Origin of the sequence: Pseudomonas kielensis (assembly GCF_014236655.1) — a bacterium.
GTDB lineage: Bacteria > Pseudomonadota > Gammaproteobacteria > Pseudomonadales > Pseudomonadaceae > Aquipseudomonas > Aquipseudomonas kielensis.
On record NZ_JACMYG010000002.1, the window covers coordinates 329,790 to 342,035 of the forward strand.

Sequence of the window (12,246 nt, forward strand, 5' to 3'; positions counted from 1 at the left end):
GTCTGGCGAAGTCTCAGCGGCAGGCAGTGAGCCTGCCGCATCAAACTCCCAAGCAAGAACCTAATTCAGGCTTGAGGTGAGGTTGGAGTGGGCGGTTTGGCCGGCTCCGCCTCACCAGCTCGGGTCTGTCCACTCCGGGTTTTATCAATGCCCCACACCGCCTTCGCGACCTCCTCAATTTTCGCCACGAACTTGTCGACGTTGAAGCCAGCTATGAAGGCCAGTGCGAAAAATCCAATTTCGCTTGCTCCGGCGTTCGCGGTCGACTCCAGTACCAACAAGCCTGCCTTCAAGAAGAGGTAGCTCACCGCACCGGCGATTGTGCTGGTGATGGGGCGGATGAAATACCAGACGTGCCAGTCCGGATCCCAGCGCTTGTGGACGCACTTGTTGAGGTAATGAATCGCCCCGGGTTTCGTAGACACCTCTTTGCCTTAAACTGAGGCCGTTTAGGAGGTGCCATGAGCAACCCGCGTTACCCCGAAGAATTCAAAATCCAAGCGGTCAATCAAGTGACCGGAAGAAGCTGCCTGTCGCTGATGTAGTGGCTCGTCTCGGCGTGTCGACGCATAGCCTCTATGCCTGGATAAAGCGCTACATCAAACCTCACGAAGAACGGCAGCAGGACGATGATCAGTACGGTGATCAGTACGCTGAACTGCGTCGCCTGCGAGTGGAACTCAAACGCGTCACTGAAGAGCGAGACATCTTAAATAGGCCGCAGCGTACTTTGCCAAGGAGTGCGGCTGAAGTACGCCTTTGCTGCGCTCCCGAGTTCTTTCTGAAGCCGTCGCTATGATGCGAGTTGATGCAAAAGTGGAAAAAAGTTTACTTCTACCCCAAGGCCGAGGACTTCGGAAAACCATCGAGGACTTTGCCGATCTGGTCTAACTGGATATCAGGGTGGCCGTGTTCGACCCGGTGCTTTTCGTCTTTCTGAGTCGTCACCGCAACCACCCAATTTCGCGAGATCACGTGAAGCCCATTGCTCACCGCAAAGGCACTTGGGGAGAGCATGATGGCCAGCTAAATTTCAGGTTCATACTTGAAGCCTACGGCTTCCCAATCCCGCCAGTCAGGATTCGCGCCGTCAACCCATCGAACGTCTATGGCGGTCGGGTTGCTCAATGCTCCACTCCCTCCCTGATACCAGGCTCCGGTTACTTTCCCATTTGCTTCGACGGCCAAGGGCATAAAGTTTGAATGAAATGAAGGAGGGCGTGATTGTTTCCATCTAGGAACCAACAGATTTCTGACCCGCTCGTGCTCTTGGCGTTGGAGTTCATGGAGCACAGGGACCAGCTCGCTGAAGCCACATCGTACTGAGATCTCTGAGAACTTCTTGAAACCCACCGATTTCTGGGGCGCCTCCACATTGATGTCCAATGTTCTGCCGCTGCACAAGTAGAATTCAGCCTCGGAAAGGTTCAGGTGCGTCACGCTCACTTCAGGATCTTTTTCAACAACCGCGAGGATGTAGTATTGGGCGGGAAAGACTTTTTCGACCTTGTTCTTGTCTTTAGCCATATTCCATCTACACGTTTTATTGAGCCTCCAGTTTTCGCGATTGCTCGTACTTTTAATTTCAATCGTCACACCCCATGTCAGCTGCAAGTCAAAGACATCACCATGGGGTTGGTTGCTGTAAAAAGGTGCCAAGCTTTTAGCCAGCTGTCCTGGAAGCGGAACTTGGTGCGTCAAGTCCAGCACCCGGCCCAACACTATGTCGTCGACGTGATCTATCAGGTGTCGAGCCAGAATGAATTCGATCATGACACCGCGAATGACGGGAGTCGTGATGTTCGAAAATGCCCAATCCCAAAACTCCCCAACATCATAAGCGAGACGTTGATTGTCAAAAGAAAATTTCAGGTCTCTCGTTACTTTGGGGGACATGGTACACCGGTATTTGGAAGGGGCCGCATTGTAGCCATGGGTACTTGGCCAATCCAATCTGCGCGGAATTTTTAAACTGATGGGAGTCGGCCAGCAATCTCCAGTGCGGTGTATTTCCGTGAATGCAATGTCGGAGCTGCAATTAAAGGACATTCGGGTGATCGGCCTGGAACACTTACCGTACCGGCTACTGCCGCAGATCAAGAATGCAGCCCCCGCGCGGTAAGAGTAGTGGAGTCATCTGGGCATACCGTATGATGGCGACACCTTTGTCGCTCGGTGCCGCTTCGCAATGTCAATCGCTCCGCTTGATAGGCTCATATCTATATCATCAGGCCCTGACGAGTACAAAGACGCCCAGCGCCTAAGTGATCTGGCCGAGGCCCCCTATGTTGTTTTGTTGGGCGCGCCTGGCATGGGCAAGACTGTGGCGTTCGAGCATTTTGCGGACCGAGCGGGAGCATCGTGCATTTCCGCCTTTTGGTTTCGCAGCAAAAATCTTTCCAATGTCACGACAGTGTTTATCGATGCTCTCGATGAAGTCCCCATACAGAACGCCATTGAGATTGCAAAGTGCTTAGAAGAGCTACCGTCGATGCGATGGCGAGTGAGTTGTCGAGCGGAGGACTGGAACGAGGGTGGAAAGCTCAGCAGAGCGTTCGGTCAGGGGCTGGCAGCCCTTGACGAGGCCCCCGTCGTGGCTCAGTTGCAACCTCTTAGTGAGGAGGAAGCAGTCGCAGTACTCACAGCGTTTGGCTGCTCAGAGCCCATCACGCTCCTCTCCACGCTGCAGACGCTACGATCGACGCCCTTCGTGCTATCCCCGCTGGGGCTGAAATTTCTCATGAGTGTGAAGCCCGAACGGTTGCCGTCGCTCACCCGTTTCGAACTGTACGAGTCCGGTGCACGCCATTTCGCTACCGAGCACAACCCCTCCAAGGCAGAAGACCGGCAAGACGGCGAACCTGCGCCCGATGTCGTCCTAGATCATGCTGGGCGCATCTTTCTGACCCTGCTCCTGGCCGGAAAGCATGGCTTGCAGCGATCTGCTCCGGTCCCAGACACCATGCTGTCGGTGCATGACGCGGGGCTTGACCCGATCGCTCGCGAGACCGTCCTGTCCACCGCTCTGTTCATGAAGAAGGGCGAAGACTTCCTGCCCTTTCATCGCAGCATCCAGGAGTTTTTGGCCGCGCGCTACCTGGCTCGCTTGGTGACAGGCGCCCTCGGGGGCGCAAGACTACATATCGAACGCGCGGTTGCACTGTTGGTCTCGGTCGATGGATTGCCATCCGAAGGTCTGAAGGCGCTGTATGCATGGTTCACCTGTCACCTGGTCAACGAGGGCGCACTACACCACGCCCAACGGCTGGTCCAGCGTGACCCGGAAACGCTTTTACTGCATGGCGATGCGGCCACACTTCCCGCTGCGTCTCGAGTCACTGTGCTGCAGGAGGTTGGGGCACGCGATCCGTTTTTTCGCTGGACTCCGGAGCAGTGGGGCCCGGCGCGGATCTGTTCCGTGGGACTTGTTACCCCCGACCTTGCGCCGCTGGTGATTGAGCTGCTGCAAACGGAGGCGTCCACGCACCGACTCAGCATGTTGCTGGAGGCGTTATCGACCGGGCCGGCGCTGGCCTCCACCGCTGACGCCTGCTGGAGCGTCGCGTTACGCCAGAGTGAGGTGCAGTGGTGTCGAGAGCAGGCTATTGATGCCTGGCTACATAATGCAGTGACCTCAGCGGATGACATTTGGGGGCGGATCGAGGAGCTCTGTTCCTCCGGGGAGACGTTGCGCGGTCACTTGCGCAGCATTGCACAACTTTTTTGCGCGATCCCTGCGCAACAGTTAGTGGTCGGCGACGTGGAGCGGGTTCTGGCTAGGCTGCAAAGAGCCAATAATGCACTTCTTCCGCGAGCTGCACCTGAAGATGGACGCATGGAGAGCACTTACGCGATTAGGGATATCGCCTGGCATGTGGCAGCAGATTTGTGGCGCCCCCTGATTTTGGATACACCTAAGCGCTGGCGGCTACAGGCTGGACTGGGTGCCTTGGAGCACAAATTCGCCTCGGTGCTGTGCATCGCGGCCTTGTCGCACGAGGGCGTAACCGCGAAAGAGTTCGCGCACATGATGGTCGCTACTGGTGTGATCACTGGGGCCGAGTCAACCTTCAAGAAGGCTGCCGGAGAATGGTTGATCGCTCGATCCGCCTCCGAGGAGGTATTGCACGCGTTGCTTTTGATTGCGGACCAGGACGTAGCCGATAGCGGATCGCTTGCACTCGGACTGCGAGCGCTTGGCTTGAAGCCTAGCGAGACGCTGGTGCGCCTGATGCTGAATTCCGACCCACTGATATCCAGCGTCGGTTCAGCATACGTCGGCAGACAGGTGGGTAACTGGGCACTGGAACGAGGAGAGCCCGTACCGGCCTGGCTAATTCCGGTACTCCACGAGAGCCCGGGTGCTGTCGCTGACGCCGCCCTGCAATACGTAAGGCTACACGTTGAAGAAGAATCGGAGCGACAAGCGCACCAACGGGATAGCATCGAGCAGTGGCTAGTCCGTCAAATAGCCGAATGGCAGTTGCAGTTACCCTCAGTGGTCGCAGGTAAGGTCGACGGGGCCTTGTACTGGGGAGCAGAAGTCTATTGCGGTAGTCGCCCGATCACGGGTCGTCACGGAAGCGGGATAGAGGCGCTGCAGGAAGTGTTCGGTGAGCCCCTGGCTCAGTCAATCCTTGAGGGGCTCTCCCGTGTGTGGTCGAAGGGCGAGTATGAAGATGAACGCGAGGCTAGCGGAGCCATCACAGCCGCGTCTGCTTCCATTCACCTGGCGGACGGACAGGATTTCTCTGCGGAATCTGCGGGACGAATTCTCAAGGTCCTTTTCGCCACAGTAACGATGCGAGATGCCTATCTCAAGGAACGCTTAGAGAGCTTCTGCATTGATCAACTCATTCGATCGTTCATAGACGATCCTGCTTACTTTTGTCAGCTCGCCCATAAGCGGGACGCCAATTGGAGCGCGCTTTTGTACAAGCTGCGAGAGCATCCAGCGCGGTCCGCGTTACATGCGTGGGCCGTGCAGGTGGCATTGGAGCAGCCTGATACGCTGAGTGGAAGTCTTCTAGACAGCGTGCTTCGGCTGGCTGAACTGAATGTTGAAGCGCCAGCACTGACGCCGCTATTGACTGATGTGCTGTCCCATTGGTCGAACCAGGGCGACGGTACTGATGCTTTGGTCACGGGTAGCGATCTGCGCTGCGCTGACCGCCTGCGCTGGGCATACTTTGCCGTCTGCTTGCAGTCGGATGTGTTCAGCAATGACTTCGTACATGCCCTTGACGAGGCAGAGGACGCTGTAATTCACCGGGTGATCTTCGACGGATACCCCAACTGTAGCTATTGGCAGACGCCGACGTCCACGCTGGCCGTCAGCCGCCTCCTGTTGCAGTTCCTGTTCCAGCGCACTCCATTGATGCAAGGGCACTTTGAGCGCGTTTGGCCGGACACAGTGAAAGTATTGAAAGCCGTTTCGTTGTCGGATGAACCAGGTGTTGAGACGATCCTTTTGGAATTGCTCACGGACTCTGAGGGTACACGCTGGATTGATACCATCAGGCACGAGCTCGAGCTTTACAGGCGAGATGTCCGATCGCAAACACAGAAGCTACTCTCCCCGACAGATCTGGCAAAGGTGCTGAGCGGCAGAGGCCCTATTAATGCGCAGGACCTGAAGGCCTTGGTGCTGTTGAGCCTTGAGGAAGTCGCTGCCGAGTTGCAGCCTTCTCCACATAACCTGTGGAGGCTTTTTTGGGACAACAAAAAGCCCAAGGTCGAGAACGATTGCCGAGACGTGCTGGCCGGCAAGCTCAGAGACAAACTTGGCTTTTTCGGTAGCTTCGAGGTGTCCCCTGAAGCGGCGTCATCCGGCGGAACGCGGGCGGACCTGCTTGTTACCCATGGCCCATTTACCGTGCCGGTCGAAGCGAAACGGACGAGTCATACACATCTCTGGTATGGGCATATCGGTCAGCTTCAGACCTACACATTGGGGAACAGTACCGAAGGTCAAGGCATTTATGTGATCTTCTGGTTCGGTAATGGGCTTGGTGTGACGCGGCCTCCAGCAGGCATAAAACCCGAAAAACCTGAAGCGTTGAAGGCGGCACTGGAAAATCTGCTGCCAGCCGAGCTAGCTGCTACAACGTCAGTGGTGGTATTGGATGTCTCCAATGCCGCGCAGGCAGCGAAAGTGCGAAAGGACATCGAGTTCAACAAGGCGAAAGCAGCCAAGCCTCGGCGCCCAAAAAAATCGAAAGCTGTGGCAGAACTCCCCCAAGGAAGTGAAGGCAAAGGCACCTAAAAGGTGCCCACCATGCTGAGGCCACTCGCTAAAGCCCGCGTGCTATTGCATGCGCGTATCGTGCCAAAACCTTTTGCGACAGGAAAACACGGATGTATTTGTCAGCGCTCACGATTCAGAATTTCCGGCAGTTTGGAGCTGGACGGCAGGGGTTGGTAATTCGCTTCAACAATGGCGTCACAGCGCTGGTAGGCGAGAACGATGCGGGCAAGTCGTCCGTAATTGACGCATTGCGGTTGGTGCTGCAGACCCGGGATGGGGAGTACGTACGCTTGCAGCCTGACGACTTCCATTTCCCTGAGAATGGTCAACAAGCCCATCAGATCAAGATCGTAGCAAAGTTCTCCGCCCTCTCGACTGCCGAGCAAGGCGCTTTATCAGAGTACGTCACGTTTAACAAGCAAGAAGCTGCGGTGTATGTGCACTGGACTGCACGCCGACTGAATGACGATCAGTTGGCTCGTCGCTGGGTTGATATCGCGGTCCGTAGCGGCCATGGCGGAGGAGGGCCAAGCTTAGACGTCAATGTGCGTCAGTTGCTAGCCGCCGCGTATCTGCGACCGCTGCGCGATGCTGAGCGCGAGATGTCGCCTGGCCGTGGGTCTCGACTGTCCCAGGTTCTGAAAAACTTTCCTCACATCAAGCACGGTGCTGATTTTAACGCTGACCAACCTCTTGCAGACCTCAATCCTGCCAGCCTGAGCCTTGCGGGTTTGGCGGAGTATCTGCGTCACCTGGTCAACCTGCACGGGGGCGTGAAGAAGGCCCAGGACACGATCAACGATAACTACCTCTCCCACCTAGGGTTGGAGGGCGATGATCTGCACAGCCACATCAACTTTGTAGAGGGCGGGTCGGAGTCATCGCGCTTGCGCCAGATCCTTGAGCGCCTGGAACTCGGGCTACTAGATCAGCAATCTGGTGATACGAAGGGTTCCTACGGACTTGGTTCCAACAACCTGCTGTTCATGGCCTGCGAGCTGCTACTTCTGGGTAGAGAGCCTGACGGGCTGCCTTTGCTGCTGATCGAGGAACCGGAGGCGCACCTGCATCCTCAGCGGCAACTGCGGCTGATGGAATTTTTGGAAGCTGCGGCCAAACCAATGGCATGCAAGCTGGAAGAGCCCAACCTGGAAGAGATCAATCAGCAGCGCCCCGTGCAGATCATCCTGACCACTCACAGCCCCAATCTGAGTTCCAAGATCGCATTGAATAACCTCGTGCTCATGCATCGGCACAAGGCCTACTCGCTCGCGGAGCAGCAAACTAACCTTGATGCAACCGATTACCGGTTTCTGGCGCGGTTCCTGGACGTCACCAAAGCCAACCTGTTCTTTGCACGAGGTGTGCTCATCGTTGAGGGGGATGGGGAGGCTATCCTGCTGCCAGCACTGGCGAAGATCATGGGCCGGGATTTCACCCGGCACGGGGTTTCCGTGGTGAATGTGGGCGGCACCGGGCTCGGTCGATACTCTCGCATACTGCAACGGGCGATACCGGAGGAGGGTACGCTCAATATCCCTGTCGCCAGAGTCGCAGACATGGATGTGATGCCTGACTGCGCTCCGGCAATCTTGGGACTGGTGGACGATGACAACGATCCCAGGTGGAACGGGAAGCACCGTCGGTGGAAAGCCATGAGGCATTTCGGGGATGATGAGAAAACCCGTGATGAAGCCCTAGCGGCTCGTCGCACAAACCTCAAAAGCGACGATGCCCAGAACGTTCAAACCTTCATCGCGAATCACTGGACGCTCGAATACGACCTGGCATACGCGGGCCTTGCGAAGGAGCTTTTAGTAGCCGCCAGGCTCGCGGCAAATGATGACGCGCTGAACATGGAGCGGAAAAAAGTTAAGGAGGTCGTCGAGGCGGCAGAAGCAGAGTTTGAGCAGCTTCGCCAGTCAACGGACACCCATGCCCATCTCTGCTCACACATTTACAGCCTGTTCACGTCTAGGACTGCATCCAAAGCCATCACTGCACAATATCTGGTCGACTTGTTGGAGGATTGCCTGCAGCGCCAAGTGCTCAGCCACGAGCAGATTATGGGTTGGCTGCCAGGGTATCTAACCGAGGCGATTACCTACGTGACAACGCGTCTCGAGTTAACTCAAGAACCGTCCGGAGATTGATCATGACCGCGTTTCGAGATTTGGTGTCCGAGATTACGGAGGATGACGTTGCCTGGGTCGTTGAACTCATGAAGCTCAAGGAGCTCGATGCGCCTCGAATCGAGTTCCTACGATCGCGTGAGACGCTGGATGTCTCCGCATGTCCTGGGAGCGGCAAAACGACGATGGTCGTCGCGAAGCTTGCTATTCTCGCGCGCAAGTGGACGAGCCGTACCCGCGGTATCTGCGTCCTATCCCATACGAATGTTGCGCGTCACGAAATTGAGCACCGGCTCGGGAACACCGAAATGGGACAGCGGCTGCTCAGCTACCCACACTACATAGATACGATCCACGGCTTTGTCAGCCGATTTCTCGCCACGCCATGGCTGCTATCTGCCGGGTTTCGGTTCACATCCATCGATGATGAGCTGACGCATCGCATGCGCTTCAATTGCATGACGCTCGCTGATAGAAAAAAAGTCCGTGGATATTTCGAGCGTAGCAAATTCAAAGCTGAGAGTCTCAGGCTGACCAGCACCGACTTCACCGACCCGCTCACAGGCAATAACTTTCCCTGTGGTCCGGATGCTGACAGCTATAAAATCATGGCAGCCGCGATGGGTGAGGCCGCCAAGCGTGGTTACTTTTGCTATGACGAGATCTTCGTTCTGGGCAAGGCACAACTAACCGAACGACCGGGCGTTGGCGCATCCCTCCGGCACCGTTTCCCCTGTGTACTTGTTGACGAAATGCAGGACACGTCTGATCTTCAGAACGAATACCTCAGTACCATTTTTCCACGGGAAGATGGGGGCATCTGCGTGACACGAGTGGGCGATCCTAACCAGGCAATTTTCGACTCTGAAGCAAGCTCCCAAGGCAACGATTTCCCAGATGTCAAACAATCGCTGGACATCGCCAGCAGTTTTCGATTCGACGAATCAATCGCGCTGCTCGCTAATCCTTTTGCGTTTCATCCCGTCGCGCAGCGCCTTAGAGGGCTTCGCGCGAAGGGGAATGAGCAACGGCTACCTCATACCATTTTCGTTTTCCCGGATGGAGATTGCGGCGAGGTGCTCGATGCTTATGGTCGCCACGTACTGCAGCACCTTCCTATAGATCTGCTTCAGAAAGCGACCATCACTGCTCTAGGCTTTACGCACAAGGGCATAGACCCGGAAGACCAGGACGAGCATTACCCCAAAACAGTGGCGCATTACTGGGGGAAGTACGACCGCAACGCCGGTGGCTCAGGTTACAAGCCACCCACACTTGTGGAGCGACTACGTTTAGCCAGGCATCACCTTACTAAAGGGGAAACGGCGCATCAGGCGGTGGAGGAGATGGCTCGTGCGTTGATCCACCTGGCGAACCTGTCTGATCCTCGTATGAGGATCAAGCCTGGAGCGCGGCAGCACGTCCAGGTACAACAGCTATTGATCAAGCCTGATGATCTGCAACAGTACCAACACCTGGTAGTCGAGGTTTTGTTCAGCTCCGAAACGATCAGCCAGCGTCGCTGGAAGGTACTGGGACATCGCTTCTCATCACTTGCGAAGGTACTCGCGGCTACCAACGAGCTATCGGAGGCTGGAAAGGACTATCTGGGTTGGGTAGAAGACGCTCAGGAGACTATCCAAGAGGAAACCGTCGCGCCGTCAATAAATACGTATCGATGCGTGCACGAGCAAAGAACGGTCGACATCAAGCTTGGCTCCGTTCATTCGGCTAAGGGCCAAACACATACCGCGACACTGGTTCTGGAAACGTATAACTATGGCCATGTACTCAACAGCCTGATGCCCTGGATGCTGGGGCAACAGTGTCATGGCGGCAAGTCTGTGAAGATTCGCCAGAGGAGGCGCCTTCTGGCGATGTATGTCGCCATGACCAGGCCAACACACCTGCTGTGTTTGGCGATTAGCAGGCGATCACTGGGAGAAGGTGAAGCGTTTGAGCAGAGTCGCCAGATGTTGATCGATCAAGGCTGGAACGTTCATCAGATAGTACCCAGAAACACCGTCGATAGTGTTGATCCAACTCCGTGAAAACTTGCGCTTTTGTTAGCCTCCGATAAGGTGGAAGTTATTCGTCTTGAATTTTTGGCACTCATCTCCTGTGCAACCTCAGAGACAATGAGAATGAATGCAAGCCCCTGTCTGCCACCCTATGTGGGCAAGACAACCGTTTATATAGATCAAAACGTACTGACCATGGCTGTCAAAGGCCACGACCCTGCATTCTTTACATCGTTACTTGACCGATTTCAGGTCATCTACTCGGACGAGACGCTGCGTGAGATCAAGCGCAGCGGCCAGCCTGATAAATTCCTGGCAGCCCTCGACTTCCTGAACGCAATGCACTTCAGGTATCAGGTCAACGATAGCTTCGAGCCTACCGGGGAAATGATCCTCCATGAGGTTCCTCCCGTCCAAGCCTATGACAATTATCTCCAGGCGGAGCCGGTCTACGACATCATGTTGGCGGCAGCTCATCAAACCACACTCAAGCTCTACGGGGGCCGCAGCGACTCGACTTTCACCGAAATAGCCTCTGAACAGATCGACGCGTTCGATGGCCTAATCAAAAGTCTGTCTGCCCCTCTTGCCCAACTCGACCATACCCACCCTCATCTGCGCGCGCCCATCGAGCAATACCTCAAAATCCTAAAGTCCCAGTACGAACAAGTTTCTGTGATGGCCGCCGCCGAGATGAGGAAACACATCAGCGATGAGAGAGATCAATCGGGAGTGAAAAATTACCGGGCCTCGGTTGGATTGGGTCCGAAGGAACTCAACAACATAAAGCCTCCTCGCGTCATTGAGAAAATATGGCAGGCCTATCAGGACCTTGATGGCTACCGCGGTCGGGGCTACTCGATCGAAAACTTCCTCGGCATCGCCGCCACGCCTCTGTACAGCCGAGACATGCACGTGCATGAAAAAGTTACGGCCATTTACAACTTGCTGAACGTCATTGGCTACAAGACCGACAGCAAGCTCAAGCGTGGATCCAGATATGTTGCCGCCATCAGCGATGCTGCTCATGCGGCAATCGGATCCCGCGCTCACATTCTGCTCAGCGCAGACGAAGTTTTTGTGGACAAGGTCCGGACGATTTACGAGTTTCTTGGGGTGACCACCGAGGTGGGGCTTGTGTCTTTGGTCGACGGTAGAGTCCTAATAAAAAGCGAGTAGTAGGCCATCGAATACACGCCAGCGATAAGGCCCAGTCAACAGGCATTAACCAGTAAAGCGCCAATACATCTCGGGGGACAAACGGTCGCCTGAATGCTCTTCCTTCAAACTTACGCCTGTTGATCACGCCAGTACGCAGCCCGCAGAACAGACACACAAAGGCAAAAGCCCGGTCGTTACCGGGCTTTGCAGATCCCTCAAGGGGAGATAAAGCTCAAGTGCCTCAAGGGCTACCAGCCAAACTCTACGAGCGGTTGGCGCACATGTCAACGCTTTACGTCTGGGACGAAGTAGCCAGGATACGTGTACCGTAATGTGTAGTCGTGAGAGCTGACGCAATCCTGTCTAGAACTGTGGGCGGATTACCATGCCGTAATTTGTAGTCGATATGAAGACTACTCAGCCTGATTATCGGGTGTTTCTCAACGGTGCCATTACTGACTCTACGTCCAAACCGTTCATAAGGCAGTTGTGTGCTATTACTGACAGAGCCTCGAAAAGCTTGTCTCGCTGTATTGCCAACGCAGCGTTCTCCGCTTGAAGACTTGCAATACGCTCTTCGAGACTTCTGCGCCGGCGGGCACCATCCGGATCCCTCCCGCTTTCTCTCATTTGAACAATACGCGCGGCCTCAATTCTTTCTCCACGGTCACCTCCTAGTGTAGCT

General features: G+C 55.5%; 6 protein-coding genes and 1 pseudogene. 5 read left to right on the forward strand and 2 right to left on the reverse strand.

The window, feature by feature from the left end:
- Window positions 1–65: 65 nt before the first annotated feature.
- Window positions 66–425: a hypothetical protein gene (locus tag H7995_RS03095; protein ID WP_244647576.1), complete on the reverse strand. Its 360-nt coding sequence runs from the start codon at window positions 423–425 to the stop codon at window positions 66–68.
- Between the two features lie 36 nt (window positions 426–461).
- Here H7995_RS03095 and H7995_RS03100 point away from each other — a divergent pair.
- Window positions 462–761: pseudogene (locus H7995_RS03100) on the forward strand (transposase); the annotation flags it as partial.
- Between the two features lie 265 nt (window positions 762–1,026).
- On the opposite strand, the gene H7995_RS03105 reads toward H7995_RS03100, so the two are convergent.
- Entirely contained in the window at window positions 1,027–1,896 is an 870-nt protein-coding gene (locus tag H7995_RS03105; RefSeq protein WP_167664334.1) for a hypothetical protein, read from the reverse strand.
- A gap of 415 nt (window positions 1,897–2,311) precedes the next feature.
- On the opposite strand from H7995_RS03105, the gene H7995_RS03110 reads away from it, so the two are divergent.
- The 4 genes from H7995_RS03110 (at window position 2,312) to H7995_RS28415 (ending at window position 11,579) form a co-directional block, all read left to right on the forward strand.
- Window positions 2,312–6,265: an NACHT domain-containing protein gene (locus tag H7995_RS03110; protein ID WP_185817967.1), complete on the forward strand. Its 3,954-nt coding sequence runs from the start codon at window positions 2,312–2,314 to the stop codon at window positions 6,263–6,265.
- A gap of 92 nt (window positions 6,266–6,357) precedes the next feature.
- Window positions 6,358–8,400: an ATP-dependent nuclease gene (locus tag H7995_RS03115; RefSeq protein ID WP_185817968.1), complete on the forward strand. Its 2,043-nt coding sequence runs from the start codon at window positions 6,358–6,360 to the stop codon at window positions 8,398–8,400.
- Between the two features lie 2 nt (window positions 8,401–8,402).
- The gene (locus H7995_RS03120) at window positions 8,403–10,430 is read left to right on the forward strand and encodes a UvrD-helicase domain-containing protein (RefSeq protein WP_047293608.1); all 2,028 of its coding nucleotides are present in this window, start codon (window positions 8,403–8,405) and stop codon (window positions 10,428–10,430) included.
- 165 nt (window positions 10,431–10,595) lie between these two features.
- Window positions 10,596–11,579: a hypothetical protein gene (locus H7995_RS28415; protein ID WP_244647577.1), complete on the forward strand. Its 984-nt coding sequence runs from the start codon at window positions 10,596–10,598 to the stop codon at window positions 11,577–11,579.
- The last annotated feature ends 667 nt before the right edge of the window (window positions 11,580–12,246 follow it).

What these genes read in the sequence shown, in the direction of transcription:
- H7995_RS03105 (WP_167664334.1), bottom strand. Translation starts at nt 1,896, where the DNA reads ATGTCCCCCAAAGTAACGAGAGACCTGAAATTTTCTTTTGACAATCAA.
- H7995_RS03110 (WP_185817967.1), top strand. Translation starts at nt 2,312, where the DNA reads ATGGGCAAGACTGTGGCGTTCGAGCATTTTGCGGACCGAGCGGGAGCA.
- H7995_RS03115 (WP_185817968.1), top strand. Translation starts at nt 6,358, where the DNA reads ATGTATTTGTCAGCGCTCACGATTCAGAATTTCCGGCAGTTTGGAGCT.
- H7995_RS03120 (WP_047293608.1), top strand. Translation starts at nt 8,403, where the DNA reads ATGACCGCGTTTCGAGATTTGGTGTCCGAGATTACGGAGGATGACGTT.
- H7995_RS28415 (WP_244647577.1), top strand. Translation starts at nt 10,596, where the DNA reads ATGGCTGTCAAAGGCCACGACCCTGCATTCTTTACATCGTTACTTGAC.